14 protein-coding genes and 1 pseudogene are annotated in these 14,981 nt (G+C 73.9%); 10 read left to right on the top strand and 5 right to left on the bottom strand.

The window, feature by feature from the left end:
* Nucleotides 1–51: 51 nt before the first annotated feature.
* From AB0C12_RS06615 to AB0C12_RS06595, 5 genes are all read right to left on the bottom strand, one after another.
* Nucleotides 52–720 carry a response regulator transcription factor gene (locus AB0C12_RS06615; RefSeq protein ID WP_360544867.1) on the bottom strand — a complete coding sequence of 223 codons (669 nt, stop codon included), beginning with the start codon at nucleotides 718–720 and terminating at the stop codon, nucleotides 52–54.
* On the bottom strand, nucleotides 717–1,823 hold the full coding sequence (locus tag AB0C12_RS06610) for a sensor histidine kinase (RefSeq protein ID WP_360544865.1): 1,107 nt from the start codon (nucleotides 1,821–1,823) through the stop codon (nucleotides 717–719). Before AB0C12_RS06610 ends, AB0C12_RS06615 begins: the two co-directional genes overlap by 4 nt.
* 5 nt (nucleotides 1,824–1,828) lie before the next feature.
* On the bottom strand, nucleotides 1,829–2,650 hold the full coding sequence (locus AB0C12_RS06605) for an ABC transporter permease (protein WP_360544863.1): 822 nt from the start codon (nucleotides 2,648–2,650) through the stop codon (nucleotides 1,829–1,831).
* Complete coding sequence (locus AB0C12_RS06600; RefSeq protein ID WP_360544861.1) at nucleotides 2,643–3,533, bottom strand: ATP-binding cassette domain-containing protein; 891 nt, start codon at nucleotides 3,531–3,533, stop codon at nucleotides 2,643–2,645. The genes AB0C12_RS06605 and AB0C12_RS06600 overlap by 8 nt, the downstream gene beginning before the upstream one ends.
* Nucleotides 3,534–3,616: 83 nt before the next feature.
* Nucleotides 3,617–3,952, bottom strand: coding sequence for an SCP2 sterol-binding domain-containing protein (locus AB0C12_RS06595; RefSeq protein ID WP_360544859.1), 336 nt, complete (start codon nucleotides 3,950–3,952; stop codon nucleotides 3,617–3,619).
* Nucleotides 3,953–4,069: 117 nt separating this feature from the next.
* Here AB0C12_RS06595 and AB0C12_RS06590 point away from each other — a divergent pair.
* The 10 genes and pseudogenes from AB0C12_RS06590 to AB0C12_RS06545 all read left to right on the top strand — a co-directional run.
* A pseudogene (locus AB0C12_RS06590) lies at nucleotides 4,070–4,507 on the top strand (hypothetical protein); the annotation flags it as partial.
* A gap of 575 nt (nucleotides 4,508–5,082) precedes the next feature.
* Nucleotides 5,083–5,385: a hypothetical protein gene (locus AB0C12_RS06585; RefSeq protein WP_360544857.1), complete on the top strand. Its 303-nt coding sequence runs from the start codon at nucleotides 5,083–5,085 to the stop codon at nucleotides 5,383–5,385.
* Nucleotides 5,386–5,410: 25 nt separating this feature from the next.
* Complete coding sequence (locus AB0C12_RS06580; protein ID WP_360544855.1) at nucleotides 5,411–6,271, top strand: TlyA family RNA methyltransferase; 861 nt, start codon at nucleotides 5,411–5,413, stop codon at nucleotides 6,269–6,271.
* Nucleotides 6,268–7,155, top strand: coding sequence for an NAD kinase (locus AB0C12_RS06575; RefSeq protein ID WP_360544853.1), 888 nt, complete (start codon nucleotides 6,268–6,270; stop codon nucleotides 7,153–7,155). The genes AB0C12_RS06580 and AB0C12_RS06575 overlap by 4 nt, the downstream gene beginning before the upstream one ends.
* A gap of 55 nt (nucleotides 7,156–7,210) precedes the next feature.
* Nucleotides 7,211–8,968 carry a DNA repair protein RecN gene (gene recN, locus AB0C12_RS06570; RefSeq protein WP_360544851.1) on the top strand — a complete coding sequence of 586 codons (1,758 nt, stop codon included), beginning with the start codon at nucleotides 7,211–7,213 and terminating at the stop codon, nucleotides 8,966–8,968.
* Nucleotides 8,969–9,065: 97 nt separating this feature from the next.
* Nucleotides 9,066–10,244 (top strand): putative cytokinetic ring protein SteA, encoded by a 1,179-nt coding sequence (steA, locus tag AB0C12_RS06565; protein ID WP_360544849.1) that lies wholly within the window; start codon nucleotides 9,066–9,068, stop codon nucleotides 10,242–10,244.
* A gap of 27 nt (nucleotides 10,245–10,271) precedes the next feature.
* Nucleotides 10,272–11,201 carry a copper transporter gene (locus AB0C12_RS06560; protein WP_360544847.1) on the top strand — a complete coding sequence of 310 codons (930 nt, stop codon included), beginning with the start codon at nucleotides 10,272–10,274 and terminating at the stop codon, nucleotides 11,199–11,201.
* Between the two features lie 97 nt (nucleotides 11,202–11,298).
* Nucleotides 11,299–12,165, top strand: coding sequence for a hypothetical protein (locus AB0C12_RS06555; protein ID WP_360544845.1), 867 nt, complete (start codon nucleotides 11,299–11,301; stop codon nucleotides 12,163–12,165).
* On the top strand, nucleotides 12,162–13,787 hold the full coding sequence (locus tag AB0C12_RS06550) for a lipid II flippase MurJ (RefSeq protein ID WP_360544843.1): 1,626 nt from the start codon (nucleotides 12,162–12,164) through the stop codon (nucleotides 13,785–13,787). The genes AB0C12_RS06555 and AB0C12_RS06550 overlap by 4 nt, the downstream gene beginning before the upstream one ends.
* A complete protein-coding gene (locus AB0C12_RS06545; RefSeq protein ID WP_360544841.1) occupies nucleotides 13,784–14,917 on the top strand; it encodes a glycosyltransferase family 4 protein in 1,134 nt (377 codons plus the stop codon). The genes AB0C12_RS06550 and AB0C12_RS06545 overlap by 4 nt, the downstream gene beginning before the upstream one ends.
* Nucleotides 14,918–14,981: the final 64 nt, after the last annotated feature.

Genomic DNA, 14,981 nt, shown 5'->3' with positions numbered 1-14,981 from the left:
CCGGGCTGAATACGTTTCCCCGGCCGCCCGGCCCGTGCGGGGCCGCTGTGGTCAGTCGACCAGGCCGGACTGGTAGGCGAAGACCACCAGCTGGGCGCGGTCGCGGGCGGTCAGTTTCACCATGGCCCGGCTGACGTGGGTCCGGGCCGTAGCCGGGCTCAGAATCAGCCGGGCCGCTATCTCCTCGTTGCTCAGACCTTCGCCGACCAGGCTGACGACTTCGCGTTCGCGGTCGGTGAGGGCGTCGAGGCGGGGATGCGGTCGCAGCACGCGGGTCGGCCGGGAGGCGAACTCGCGGACGACCCGCCGGGTCACCGACGGCGACAGCAGGGCTTCACCGGCGGCCACCAGGCGGATCGCGCGGACGAGTTCGGCCGGCTTGGTGTCCTTGATGAGAAAGCCGCTGGCGCCGTGGCGGAGGGCGTCGAAGACGTAGGCGTCGATCTCGAAGGTGGTCAGGACGATCACCCGGGTGCCGGTCAGCGCCGGGTCGGCGGCGATGCGGCGGGTCGCTTCGATGCCGTCGATGCCGGGCATGCGGACGTCCATCAGGACCACGTCCGGGCGGTGGGTTCTGGTCTGCTCGACCGCGGCCAGCCCGTCTGCCGCCTCGCCGGCCACCAGCAGGTCGTCCTCGCTGGTCAGCAGGGTACGCAGGCCCAGCCGGACGAGGTCCTGGTCGTCGGCGATCACCACGCTGATCGGCCGGCCGGTGATCATCGGCGCACCGGGAGGGTCGCGGTCACGGCGAAACCGCCTTCCGGTCGGGGGCCCGCGGTCAATGAGCCGCCGAGGGCTGACACGCGTTCCTTCATGCCGGCCAGGCCGTGGCCGTGGCGGGCCGGGCGGGGCGGGCCTCCGCGGCCGGTGTCGCTGATCGAGACGGTCAGGTCGTCGCCGGTCAGGGCGACGCGGACCGAGGCGGTGGCCGTCCCCGCGTGGCGCAGGACGTTGGTCAGTGACTCCTGCACGATCCGGTACGCCGCCAGGTCGACCGCCGCGGGCAGCGAACCCAGCGGCCCGGCCACGTCGACCGCCACCGGGACACCCACGGCGCGGGTGCGGTCCACGAGTTCGTCCAGGCGGGCCAGGCCCGGGACGGGTGAGCGGTCGTCGGGGTCGTCGCCCCGGCGGACCGCGCCCAGCGTGGCCCGCAGCTCGTCGAGGGATTCGCGGCTGGTACGGCTGATCGCCGTCAGCGCGGCCTCCGCCTGCTCCGGTTGTTTCGGCAGCACGTGCAGGGCGATGTCGGCCTGCATCATGATCGCGGCCAGGCCGTGGCCGACCACGTCGTGCACCTCCTGGGCCACTCGCAGGCGCTCGGCGTCCGCCTGCCTGCGGGCCTCGTCGCGGCGATTCTGCAGGACCTGCTCGCGCCCCACCCGCACGGTCACGCCGATCGCCAGGGGGCCGGCCACCCAGGCGACCTGCGGGGCGACGGCCTCCATGCCGAGCCCGTCGCCGATCAGGCCGGCGATGATCAGCAGGCCGAGAGCGCCGGCTGCCGCGATGGCGGCCTGGCCGAGCGGTCGGTGGGCCGCGACCGTGTAGACGGCGATGGCCAGGCTCAGCAGGATCGGCCCGAACGGGTAGCCGCCCAGCAGATAGAGGGAAACAGCCACCGTCGTGACGGCCAGGACTGTCACGGGCAGCAGGCGCCGGGCCGCGAGCACCAGAGCCGCGGTGACCACCAGGGCGTACGCCCAGCCGGACACCGATGGGATGCCCTGGTTGCGGCCCGCGGGCGCGGTGCCGGCCAGGCCGACCGCCAGCAGAGCGACGGTGAGCAGCCCGTCCGTCAGGTATCCGCGTACCCGTTTCATGACGCTCACAGGATGTCACGGCGACGCAGCAGCGCGCCGCCCGCCGCCGCGAACACCAGCAGATATGCCCCCACGGTCAGCGCGGCCCGGCCGCCCCCGACCAGCGCCTCGACGCCGGGGGTGTCGCCGCCCGCGCCGAGGGCCGCGACCAGCGAGCCCGCGTTCGGGCCGGGCAGCGCCTTCTGCAGCTGCGCCACCCAGCCGAGCAGAGGCGCGGCTATCAGAGCCAGCAGATTCTGCACGGCGAGCAGCCACACCAGGCCCAGGCCGACCGGCAGGGCGACGCCGCGCAGGGCGATGCCCACCAGCGCGCCGAGGACCGTCCACATCGCCGCGATCAACCAGCCCCCGGCGATCCCGGCGAGCAGGTCGCCGGCGCCCGGCCAGGCGATCGCCCGGTCCTCGGCGGACGCGACGGCGACGCTCGCCACCGCGCCCGCGGCGAACACGGCGAGCACCCCGGCGAGCGCGGCCAGGCCGAGCGTGACCAGCTTGGCGGCGTAGACACGCAGGCGGACCGGATCCTGGGTGAGGACTGTCTTCCAGGTGCCCCAGGCGTACTCGCTGCCGACCGCCAGCACGCCGAGGATCAGCATCAGCGCCCCGAGGAACACCGGCAGGCCGCCGATGGAGTTGCCGACGAGCTGATCCGGCAGCAGCGCCGCCAGGCCGCGGTCGGCGCGGGGGCCGTCGGTGCCGCCCGCGTAGCCGGCATAGGGGATCAGATAGGTGAAGGTCAGGCTCAGACCGAGCGCGATGGCCAGCAACGCGCGGATCGCCGGGCGCCGTACCAGCTTGATCGTCTCGGCCCGGATGGCGTCACGCACGGCTTGCTCCGGAGGTCAGGGCCAGGAAGGCCTCCTCGAGGCTGCGTTCGTCGGCGCGCAGCTCGCTGACCGCTATGCCGGCGCCGACGAGGGCGGCGTTCACCTCGGCGGCGCGCTCGGGGGACACGGTGAGCCGCAGAGCGCCGTCGGTGACCTGGACGGCACGCTCACCGAGCAACCTCCGGGCCCGCTCCGCGGCGTCCTCCAGCGGCTCGGCGACCAGCCGCAGGCCCGGCTCGCCGCGCAGCTCGGCGACCGTGCTCTCCGCCACCAGCCGGCCGCCCGCGATGACGCCCACCCGGTCGCACAGCTCCTGCACCTCGGTCATCAAATGACTCGAGAGCAGCACCGTGCAGCCGGCCGCGCCGAGGCGGCGCACCAGCAGGCGCATGTCCGCCAGGCCGGCCGGATCCAGGCCGTTGGTCGGCTCGTCGAGCACGACCAGACGCGGATCCTTGAGCAGAGCGGCGGCCACCCCCAGGCGCTGCTTCATGCCGAGCGAGTAGGTCGCACAGCGGTCGCCGGCCCGGCCGGTCAGCTCGACCTGGTCGAGCACTGCCGCGACCCGGCCGGGCCCGACGCCGGCGTGGCGGGCCATGACCCGCAGATTGTCGCGGCCGCTCAGGTACGGGTAGAAGCCCGGCCCCTCGATGAGCGCGCCGACCCCGTCGAGCCGCCCCGGAGCCCGGCCGAACAGACGCACCGCACCGGACGTGGGCCGGATCAGCCCCAGCAGCATGCGCAGCGTGGTGGTCTTACCGGCGCCGTTGGGACCGAGAAAGCCGTAGACCTCGCCGGCCTCGACCCGCAGATCCAGACTGTCGACCGCGGTCAGGGTGCCGTAGCGCTTGGTGAGTCGCCGAGCCTCGACGGGTGCTGTCATGAGCCCATCGTGGCCGGCGACGGGACTGCGCGCGTCCGTCCAGAGGCGTCATTTCTCGTACGCCTCAGGTCGTACGGCTGGGGCTAGAGCAGCTTGCGCAGCTTCAGCAGATCGAAGGGGTTGGCCTTGATCGACACCTGCCGCGAGGCGATCGCCCGGGTGACGTCGAGCCGGCCCGTGACCAGCGCGATCAGGTCGTCGCTGGCCGCGATCAGGGCGATCTTGGCCTTCGGGTCGTCGCCGTCGGCGATGTCGACCAGGCGGCCGCCGGCCAGGCGGGCGTGGAAGGCCGTGTCCAGGTCACTCACCCGGCAGGCGAGCGTCCGGTCCAGGTCGAGCCGGCCGCGGGTCTCGGCGTTCGCGTCCAGCCGGGCGGCGAGATCGTGCAACGCCTGCCGGCACTCGTCCACGCTGGCCAATTCCGGACCTCCTCCACGACACCACCTCGACGCTCCGCACGGTACCGCAATGCACCTGCGGGTACGCCCGGTAGCGTTGCACCCGCACACGTGTGGCGCGAGCCGGAGGGGAGCAACATGCAGGACGCATGGCGGGCGTATCTGGAGATGGCGCTCGGACTGACCGAGGCACCGCGCAAGCGGGCGCAGCAGGTGGCCGGCGAACTCGTGAACCGTGGCGGCGCGACGGCCGCGCAGGTGCAGGGCCTGGTCGAGGATCTGATGTCGACCGGCCTGGCCAACCGCGAGGCGCTGACCAACATCGTGCGCTTCGAGGTGGACCGGGCGCTCGGCCTGGTCGGCCTGGCGACGGCCGACGAGGTGTCCGACCTCAACAGCCGGGTACGCGACCTGGAACGTCAGCTGCGCCTGGCGCAGGCGCGGGCCGGCACGGTCGAGGGCACGGACGGCGGTGCGGCTGCCGCTGACGTGACGCTGGCCGAGCCGGGCCCGGCCGACGTCGTGCCGCCGGCCAAGAAGGCTGTGGCGAAGAAGGCCGTGGCGCGCAAGGCGGTCAAGGCGACCCCGAACGCGATGCCGGCCGCCGCCGCACCGACGACGACCGCGAGGCCCGCCGGGGCGACGCCGGGGCGCAAGGCCGCGAAGGCTGCCCCGCCGGCGAGCAACGGCACTTCGCCCGCACCCGTCAAGGCGGCGACGCCCGGGGCCGCCCCGGTCAAGGGCGCACCGCCGAAGCCCGCGCCCAGCAAGGCGGGTCCGGCCAAGGCGGGGCCGAGCAAGGCGGGTCCGGCCAAGCCCGGTCCGGCCAAGCCCGGTCCGGCCAAGACCGCTCCGGCGAAGGCCGCTGCTCCGGCGCCGACCACCGGTCCGGCGACAGCCGCCAAGGCGGCGAAGGCCGCAGCCGCGGAACCGGCGACCCCGCCGGGAACCGTGGCCGCGCCGACCGCGCCGGTGAAGGAGGCCGCCGCGGCGACCGAGCTGCCGCCGACAGCCGCGAAGAGGACAGCCGCCAAGAAGACCGCGGCGAAGAAGACCACGCCGGCCGCGGGTGAGCCGGCTGCCGCCGAGAGCACCCCGGCCAAGAAGGCCGCGAAGAAGACGACCAACCCCGCCACGCCGGAGGCCACGCCGTGACGTACCCGAACCAGGCACCTCGTCCGGGCCCGCCGCCCGGCGGCTTCCGTCCGGGGCCGCCGCCCGGTGGTTTCCGCCCGGGCCCGTCCCCGCAGGGTGCCGGGCAGCCCGGCGAGCAGGCCGTGCGGCCGGACCCGGAGTACCGCCTGGACGCCACGGGCGGCACCGGCCACCCCGCCGTCGACGCCGTGCTGCAGTCGCTGGCCAACGCGGCCACGCTCGCCCCGGGCGACCAGATCGCCGAGTACGAGGCTGCGCACCAGGTGCTGCAGGAGACCCTGGCCGGCATCGACCGCTGATCCCCGTACCGGAGAAAAGGTTTTCATGGCCCGCCGTGCGCGTCTCGACGCCGAGCTCGTCCGCCGTAAGCTCGCCCGTTCCCGTGACCAGGCGGCCGCGCTCGTCGCGGCCGGCCGGGTGCAGGTGCGCGGCACCGTGGCGCAGAAGGTCGCCACCATGATCGACCCGGCCGATCCGGTGGTGGTCACCGGCGACGACCCGGCCACCGAGTACGTCTCCCGGGGCAGTCACAAGCTGGCCGGGGCGCTGGCCGCCTTCACCGGGCTAGCTGTCGAGGGCCGCCGCTGTCTCGACGCCGGGGCCTCCACCGGCGGCTTCACCGACGTGTTGCTGCGGCGGCGCGCCGGGCACGTCTACGCCGTCGACGTCGGCTACGGGCAGCTGGCCTGGCCGCTGCGCACCGATGAGCGCGTGACCGTGATGGAACGCACGAATGTGCGTACCTTGACGCCCGACGTTCTCGGCGGCCCGGTCGACCTCACCGTCGCCGATCTTTCCTTCATCTCCCTGCGGCTCGTGCTGCCCGCCCTCGCCGCCTGCACCGGCATCGACGGTGATCTCGCGCTGATGGTCAAGCCGCAGTTCGAGGTCGGCAAGGAGCGGGTCGGTTCCGGCGGTGTCGTCCGCGATCCGCTGCTGCGGGCCGAAGCCGTCCTCGATGTCGCCGCCACCGGCGCCCAGCTGGGGCTCGGCGTCGCCGGGGTGGCCGCGAGCCCGCTGCCCGGCCCGAGCGGCAACGTGGAGTTCTTCCTGTGGTTCCGCCGGGACGCCCCGCCGGCCGACGAGGCCCGCGTGCACACCGTGGTCGCCGCCGGCCCGTCCGGCGCGGTAGCCTCCGCCGGGCCGGCATCGACGCCGGTTTCGCCCCTGATGGAGGATTCGTGACGCGGTCCGCCTTGCTGGTCACCCACACCGGCCGCCGGCAGAGCACCCAGCATGCCCAGACCGTCGCCCGCGACCTGGTCGCGGCCGGTTTCGAGGTACGGGTGATCGCCCAGGAGGTCGCCGACCTGGAGTTGCCACCCGGCGTCACGCCGGTCGACGACCCGACGGCCGCCGAAGGTGTGGAGATCGTCTTCGCGCTGGGCGGTGACGGCACCCTCCTGCGCGCCGCCGAGCTCGCCCGGCCGGCCAAGGCGCCGCTGCTCGGCATCAACCTCGGCAAGGTCGGCTTCCTGGCCGAGGCCGAGCTGAACAACATCGACCAGACCGTGCGCGAGATCGTGGCCGGCGACTACACGGTGGACGAACGGCTCACCCTCGACGTCCGGGCCGAGTACGACGGCCGGCTCATCGCCGACTCGTGGGCGCTCAACGAGGTCAGCGTCGAGAAGGGCCAGCGGGCGCAGATGCTCGAACTGCTCGTCGACGTGGACGGGCGGCCGCTGTCCCGGTACGGCTGCGACGGTGTCGTGTGCGCCACACCGACCGGCTCCACGGCGTACGCGTTCTCGGCCGGCGGCCCGGTGGTGTGGCCCGAGGTCGAGGCCCTGCTGCTCGTGCCGATAAGCGCGCACGCCCTGTTCAGCAAGCCCATCGTCACCGCTCCCACCTCGACATTCGTGATCACCGTCGATCCGTACACGTCGTTCGCGGTGCTCTGCTGCGACGGCCGGCGCACCTGGGATCTGCCGCCGGGTGCGCAGGTCACGGTGCGGCGCGGGGAGCTGCCGGTCCGGCTCGTACGGCTCAACCCGCGCCCGTTCACCGACACGCTCGTGGCGAAGTTCGCCCTGCCGGTCGACGGCTGGCGCGGCAACCGCCGCTGACCGCCTGACCGGGCTCGGTGGGCAATTGTCGGTGGGCACCGATACTGTTCGCCCTGTGCTGGAGGAACTGCGCATCACCGGGCTCGGCGTCATCGACGACACGACCTTGAGGCTGACTACGGGCATGAATGCCATCACCGGTGAGACCGGTGCCGGCAAGACGATGGTGGTGACCGGTCTGGGGCTGCTGTTCGGCGGCCGCGCCGACGCCGGGCGGGTCCGCGCGGATCCGGGCCGGGCGGTGGTCGAGGGCCGCCTGCGCCTCGACGGGACGCTCGGTGACGCGGTGCAGACCCGCATCACCGACGCCGGTGGCGAGATGGACGACGACGGCTCGGTGCTGCTCAGCCGCACGGTGACCATCGAGGGCCGGTCGCGGGCGCACGTCGGTGGCCGCAGCATGCCGGTGGCCATGCTCAGCGAGGTCGGCGAGCAGGTCGTCGCCGTGCACGGGCAGTCCGACCAGCTGCGCCTGCTGCGTCCGTCCGAGCAGCGGGCCGCGCTGGACCGCTTCGCCGGCCCCGGGCACGAGAAGCTGCTGGAGAGCTACCGCGAGGCGTTCACCCGCTGGCGGGCCGTGGTCGAGGATCTGGCCGACCGCCGCCGGCACGCCCGCGAGCGCAGCCAGGAGGCCGACCTGCTGACCCTGGGTCTCGACGAGATCAGCCGGGTCGACCCGCAGCCCGGCGAGGACGACGACCTGCGGGCCGAGGTGCAGCGCCTGGAGCACGCCGAGGGTCTGCGCACGGCGGCCGCGATCGCCGCCCAGGCGCTGGCCGGCGGTGTGGAGGACACGGAGGAGACCCCGGACGCGACGCTGCTGCTGGGCACCGCCCGGCGCACGCTGGAGGCGCAGGCCGGCGTCGATCCGGCGCTGGGGGAGCTGGCCGCCCGGGTCGAGGAGGCCGCCACCCTGGTCGGCGACGTTTCCGCTGAGCTGTCGGCCTATCTGAGCTCGCTGGACGCGGATCCGGCCCGGCTGGAGGTCATCTACGAGCGGCGGGCCGCGCTGCGCGCGCTGACCCGCAAGTACGCCGACGACGTCGAGGGCGTGATCGCCTGGGCCGAGAACGCCCGCACCCGGCTGGCCGCGCTGGACAGCTCCGACGAGCTGCTGGAGGAGCTCGACAAGGAGCGCCTGCGGCTCGCCGCAACCGTCGGTGAGCTGGCCGCCCGGCTGACCGCCGCCCGGATCGAGGCCGCCGGCCGCTTCGCCGACCAGGTCAGCGTCGAGCTGGCCGGGCTGGCCATGCCGCACGCCCGGGTCGAGATCGTCGTGCAGCCGCGGGCCGGCGGGCGCGACGAGCCCACCGTCCCGGTCGACGGCACCGAGGTGGCCGTCGGGCCGGACGGTGGCGACGAGATCGAGCTGCGGCTCATCGCGCACCCCGGCGCGCCCGCGCTGCCCCTGCAGAAGGGCGCCTCCGGCGGTGAGCTCTCCCGGGTCATGCTGGCCATAGAGGTGGTCTTCGCCGGGGCCGGTGGCCCGCCCACGCTGGTCTTCGACGAGGTCGACGCGGGTGTCGGCGGTCAGGCCGCGGTGGAAATCGGCCGGCGGCTGGCCCGGCTCGCGCGCACCCACCAGGTGCTGGTCGTGACCCACCTGCCACAGGTGGCCGCGTTCGCCGACCGGCATCTCGTGGTCGCCAAGGACACCGGCGGGGCGATCACCACCAGCGGCGTGCGGATCGTCGAGGAGACCGAGCGGGCCCGCGAGCTGGCCCGGATGCTGGCCGGCCTGCCGGATTCGGATCTGGGCATCGCCCACGCCGAGGAGCTGCTGGCGGTCGCCGACAAGGAGAAGCGCGCCTGACCTGGGGCCCGGCCGGCTGGGCAATTCATACCTTTTGTCGGTGACCTTGTGCATGTCGCGTACGGCCGGGGTGAAACGGCGTGTCAGGATGGCCGGGATGCGACTTCCCACCTTGCGCCGGACCCGGAGCGTCGAACCGGGAGCGTTCTCCGGCACCGCCCGACTGGATCGCCGGACCAAGCGCCTGGTCGGACGGCTGCGCCCCGGTGACATCGCCGTGATCGACCACGTCGACATCGACCGCGTCGCGGCCGACTCGCTGGTCGCCGTCGGCGTCGCGGCGGTGCTCAACGTCAAGCCCTCGATCTCCGGCCGCTACCCGAACCTGGGACCCGAGGTGCTGATCCAGGCCGGCATCGTGCTCATCGACGACCTCGGCGAAGAGGTCTTCGACCGGATCAGCGAGGGTGACGTCGTCAGCATCGAGGACGACACCGTGCTGCTCGACGGCGAGCCGGTCGCCACCGGCATCCGGCAGGACACCCAGACCGTCGCCGCCGCCATGGCCGACGCCCGTGAGGGCCTGTCCGTGCAGCTCGAGGCCTTCGCCGCGAACACCATGGACTACCTCAAGCAGGAGCGCGACCTGCTGCTCGACGGCGTCGGCGTGCCGGACGTGCAGACCGGGATCGCCGGCCGGCACGTGCTCATCGTGGTCCGCGGGTACGACTACAAGGCCGACCTGGACGTGCTGCGGCCCTACATCCGCGAGTTCAAGCCGGTGCTCATCGGCGTCGACGGGGGCGCGGACGCGCTGGTCGAGACCGGTTACACGCCCGACATCATCATCGGCGACATGGACTCGGTCACCGACGACGTGCTGCGCTGCGGCGCCGAGGTGATCGTGCACGCGTACCCGGACGGCCGCGCTCCCGGCCTGGACCGGGTGCACGGGCTCGGCGTGCCCGCGGTGACCTTCCCCGCGGCCGCGACCAGCGAGGATCTCGCCATGCTGCTGGCCGACGACAAGGGCGCCACCCTGATCGTCGCCGTCGGCACGCACGCCAACCTGGTCGAGTTCCTCGACAAGGGCCGCGGCGGCATGGCCTCGACGTTCCTGACCCGGCTCAAGGTCGGCGGCAAGCTGGTCGACGCCAAGGGCGTGAGCCGGCTCTACAAGCAGAACATCTCCGGTTCGTCGCTGGTGCTGCTCGTGCTCTCGGCGATCGCGGCGATGGCCTCGGCGGTCACGGTCTCCACGGTCGGCAAGGCCTATCTCTCCGTGATGTCCGAGTGGTGGGACAATCTCGTCTTCCAGTTAGGACAGCTCTTCTAATCCGCGAGTGACCAAGAGGCTTTTGGCGTGATCAACTTCCGGTACCACGTGGTGTCGCTCACCGCGGTCTTTCTCGCCCTGGCGATCGGCCTGGTGGTCGGCACCGCCGCGCTCAACGGGCCGGTGGTCGACACGCTCAAGGACCGCGTCGACGCCCTCAGCAACGACAACACCAACTACCGTGAGCAGGCGAACCAGTACCGTAAGGAACTGAACAGCACCCAGGACTTCGCCACCCAGGTCTCGCCCGCGCTGCTCAACGGCAAGCTCACCGGTCGCAAGATCCTCGTGGTGGTCCTGCCCGGCGGTCAGGACTACGCCGAGGGCACCATCGCGATGCTCAAGGTCGCGGGGGCCGCGATCACCGGTACGGTCACCGTGCAGGACAAGTTCTTCGAGCCGGCGAACGCGTTCGAGCTGCTGGACCTGGCCGACAAGGCCTCGCAGCCGACCGTGCCCGCCGAAGGGCTCCCGCTCAACAGCGACGGCGTCGAGACGTCCAGCGCGCTGCTCGCCGTCGCCCTGCTGCAGAAGCCGCTGGCGGTGACGCCGGGTGACCTCACCGCCGTGCTGACCGCCTACACCGAGCCCGGCTACCTCAACGTCTCCGACGAGATCGTGCCCGGCGCCGAGGCCACCGTGGTGGTCTCCGGGCTGCCGCCGGTCGACCGGGACGCCGCCAAGAAGAACCAGAACGCGGTCACCCTGGCCAACCAGTTCCACAAGGACCGGCCGCTGGTCGTCGGGGGCAACGGCATCGGCGACGGCAACCTGGTCGCCGAGATCCGCTCCGACCCGACGCTGGTCAAGGAGATCTCCACGGTGGACAACGTCAGCACCGCGCAGGGGCAGCTGGCCACGGCGCTGACCGTCGTCGAGCGGATGGTGGCGGGCAAGGTCGGCCAGTACGGGCTCTCGGCCGGCGCCAGCGCGCTCGTGCCCAAAGCAGCGGCCTGAGTTCGTCCACAGGGTGCGCCGGGCGCGGGCCCGGACCGCCTAGACTCGGCGATCGGTCGCCGAGGGGCGCGGCCCGGCGAGGCGGGAGTGCAGGGACATGGCCGGCAAGGTCTGGAAGTCGTTCGGTACCGGGGCTGTGGTGGCCCGCGCGGCGCTGGCCTGGATCCGTCATGATCCGTACGCGGCGCGGCTGGAACGGACCAATTTCCACGGCCGCACGGTCACTCTGGCGGGTGGTCCTGCCCTCGCTCTGGGCGCCACCGCCGGAGCGGCGCTGGGAGCGCCCAGCACAGCCATGACCGCCGCGGCGCTCACCGCGGGTGTCACGGTCGGGGCCGTGGGCTTCTACGACGACGTGGTCGGCAACCGTCCGGAGCAGAAGGCCGCCAAGGGCTTCGCCGGGCACCTCGGGGCGCTACGCGAGGGCCGGGTCACGAGCGGCCTGGTCAAGATCGCCGGCGTCGGCGCCGCCGGATTGGTCGCCGCAGCTCTGCTCGCCACCGACCCGCGGGTGCGCGCCCATCCTGGCCGCCGCAAGGGCGGAGCCGTGCGCGGCGCCACCGACGTGCTGCTCGGCGCGGGCGTCATCGCCGGCACCGCCAATCTGCTCAATCTGCTCGACCTGCGCCCCGGCCGGGCGTTGAAGGCCGGCACGCTCATCGGAGTCCCGCTGGCCGTCGGCCGTGGGGGAGGGGTCGCCGCCGGCACGCTGGGGGCGGGCGCCGCCCTGCTGCCGGCCGACCTGGGCGAGGAGATCATGCTCGGCGACGCGGGCGCCAACGCCCTGGGCGCGCTGCTCGGCGTGGCCCTCGCCGCCCGCACCGGTCCGGCCGGGCGGGCCGTCGCGCTGACCGTGCTGGCGGCGCTCACCGCGGCCAGCGAAAAGGTCAGCTTCACCAAGGTCATCCAGGACACGCCGTGGCTGCGCGAGCTCGACGCGCTGGGCCGCCGGCCGGCGGAATGACCGAAACCGCACCTGCGCCGCGTTCCGGGGCCGGGCGCATCGCCGGGGCGGCCGCGCTCATCGCCGGTCTCACCGTGCTCGCCCGCATCGCCGGTTTCGGCCGCACGGTGGTGTTCATCAGCACCGTCCGCGACAACTCGCTCGGCGACCTCTACAACGCGGCCAACACCGTGCCGAACATCGTCTTCGAGCTGGTCGCGGGCGGGGCGCTGGCCAGCCTGGTGGTGCCGCTGCTGGCCGGGGCGGTGGCGGCGGGCGACCGGGAGCGGGTCAACGCGGTCGCGTCGGCCCTGCTGACCTGGACGTTGCTGCTGCTCGTGCCGCTGGCGCTGGTGGTCGCGCTGTTCGCCGGGCACATCGTCGGCCTGCTGCCGCACATGCCACCCGACGCCCACGAGGTGGGCACGCGGATGCTGCGGATCTTCGCTCCGCAACTCCCGCTGTACGGGGTGGGCATCGTGCTCACCGGCGTCCTGCAGGCCCACCACCGCTTCGCCTGGCCCGTGCTCGCGCCCCTGCTGTCCAGCGTCACCGTGATGGGCGCGTACCTCACGTACGCGCTGGTCGACGGCCGCGGCAGCGGACTCGGCCGCCTGACCACCGGCGGTGAGCTGGCCCTGTCCCTCGGGACCACGCTGGGCGTCGTCGTGCTCAGCCTGTGCCTGCTGATCCCGCTGCGCGGCCTGCGCCTGCGGATGCGACCGGCGCTGCGCTTCCCGGGCGACGCGGGGCGCCAGGTGGTCCGGCTCGGCTGGGCCGGCGCCGTCACCGTCGGCTCCCAGCAGCTCATGGTCGTGGTCGTGCTCGCCCTGGCGGCCGGCGACGGCGACCTGACCCGCTTCAACCTGGCCCAGGCGCTGTATCTGCTGCCCTGGGCGGTGCTGGCCGTGCCGCTGGCCACCGCCGCATATCCGACGTTGTCCGCGACAGCCGAGCGTGGCGACGAGGACGGCTACCGCGCCGCGCTGGCCGGGACAGCCCGTACGGTCGCGCTGCTGGCTTGCCTCGGCGGCGCGGCCCTGGTCGCCGTCGCCCAGCCGGTCGCCGCGCTGCTCGGCACCCCACAGGCAGCGCCCGGCATCGTGGGATTCGCGCCCGGCCTGCTGGGCTACGCCCTGTTCGCGCTGCTCTCGCGCGCCCTCTACGCCCGCGGCGCGACGGCGTCCGCGGCTGCGGCCACCGCGGCGGGCTGGGCGGTCGCCGCGCTGGCCGCGCTCATCCTGACCGCCGCGCTGCCCGGCGACGGCCGGGTGCTCGCGTTGGCCCTGGCCAACAGCGTCGGCATGCTCGCGCTGGGGGCGTTGCTGGTGGCCGCCGTACGCCGCCGCGCCGGCCCCGGAGCACTGACGGGACTGCCCCGCGCGACCGTCGTCGGTATCGTGGCGGCGGTCGTGGCCGGACTGGCCGGGTGGGGTGTGGTCGAGGGCCTGCGGCACGTGTCCGGGGCCACCCCGGCAGGCGGGGCGAGCCTGCTCTCGGGCATGCTGGGCGGTGTCGTGGTGGTCGTCGTCTTCCTCGCGGTGACCTACCCGCTGGACCGCCACGACCTGCGGCCCCTGGTCGCCACCGTGACCGGGCGGATCCGCCGGAAGCCGACACCCGACGAGAAAGGCGCAACGTGACCGACGCAGCGCGGGCGACGACGTGGCACGGCTCGGTCGCGCTGGTGCTGGGCTCCAGCACCGGCGGCGTCGGACAGCACGTGGCCTCGCTGACCCGCGGCCTGATCGCGGCCGGCTGCCGGGTGCTCGTGTGCGGGCCCACCGCGGCCGACGAGCTGTTCGGCTTCTCCGCGGCCGGGGCCCAGTTCGCCCCGGTGGAGATCCCGGCCAACCCCGGCCCGCAGGACTCCGGCGCGGTCCGCTCCCTCCGCAAGGCGTTGACCGGCCGCGACATCGACGTCGTGCACGCGCACGGGCTGCGTGCGGCGTTCGTGGCCTCTCTGGCCCGGCCCGCCGCCCCGCTGGTGGTCACCTGGCACAACGCGGTCCTCGCCCGCGGCCTGCGCGGCCAGGCCTCGGCGCTGGTCGAACGGATCGTCGCCCGGGCGGCCACGCTGACCCTGGGCGCGTCCGAGGACCTGGTGCAGCGCGCCGCGTCGCTGGGCGCCCGCAACGCGCGCCTCGGGGCGGTCGCCGCGCCGGCCCTGAGCGCGCCCAAGCGCAGCCGCGCCGCTGTGCGCGCCGAGTTCCGGCTCACGCCGGACACCCCGCTGATCCTGTCGGTCGGCCGGCTGCACCCGCAGAAGCGGTACGACGTCCTGGTCGAAGCGGCCGCCCGTTGGCGGGACCTGACGCCGGCGCCGATGGTCGTGGTGGCGGGATCCGGGCCCAGCTACATGCTGCTGGCCCAGCGCGCGTCGGAGCTGCGCGCCAAGTTCTTCCTGCTCGGCCACCGCAAGGACGTGCCCGACCTGCTGGCCGGGGCCGACCTGGCCGTGATCACCAGCGACTGGGAGGCGCGTCAGCTGTTCGCCCAGGAGGCGCTGCATGCCGGGGTGCCGCTGGTCAGCACGGCGGTGGGCGGGCTGCCGGGGCTGGTGGGGGACGCGGCGGTGCTGATCCCGCCGGGTGACGTGGACGCGCTGGACACGGCGGTGCGGGAGTTGCTGGCCGACCCGGCGAAACGGGCGGACTATGCGGCTCGGGGGCCGCGGCAGGCCGCTACCTGGCCGTCCGAGGAGGACACCGTCGCGGACGTGCTCGCCGCATATGCGTCGGTGACCACGAGCGCACGGGCAGGTCAGGGGTGAGGGACCGGAGCTCCGGCACCCCCGCACCCGAGCCGGCCGACGAGTCGACGCTCGAAGCGGGCGC

Origin of the sequence: Actinoplanes sp. NPDC048967 (assembly GCF_040649415.1) — a bacterium.
Taxonomy (GTDB): Bacteria; Actinomycetota; Actinomycetes; order Mycobacteriales; family Micromonosporaceae; genus Actinoplanes.
The sequence above is the reverse complement of the archived record's forward strand: the minus strand, read 5'-3'. Positions and strand labels throughout refer to the sequence as shown.

Bases quoted from the DNA above. Each gene is read 5' to 3' on its own strand.
- AB0C12_RS06550 (WP_360544843.1), top strand. From the start codon at position 12,162: ATGACCGAAACCGCACCTGCGCCGCGTTCCGGGGCCGGGCGCATCGCC.
- AB0C12_RS06615 (WP_360544867.1), bottom strand. From the start codon at position 720: ATGATCACCGGCCGGCCGATCAGCGTGGTGATCGCCGACGACCAGGAC.
- steA (WP_360544849.1), top strand. From the start codon at position 9,066: ATGCGACTTCCCACCTTGCGCCGGACCCGGAGCGTCGAACCGGGAGCG.
- AB0C12_RS06610 (WP_360544865.1), bottom strand. From the start codon at position 1,823: ATGAAACGGGTACGCGGATACCTGACGGACGGGCTGCTCACCGTCGCT.
- AB0C12_RS06580 (WP_360544855.1), top strand. From the start codon at position 5,411: ATGGCCCGCCGTGCGCGTCTCGACGCCGAGCTCGTCCGCCGTAAGCTC.
- AB0C12_RS06555 (WP_360544845.1), top strand. From the start codon at position 11,299: ATGGCCGGCAAGGTCTGGAAGTCGTTCGGTACCGGGGCTGTGGTGGCC.
- AB0C12_RS06600 (WP_360544861.1), bottom strand. From the start codon at position 3,533: ATGACAGCACCCGTCGAGGCTCGGCGACTCACCAAGCGCTACGGCACC.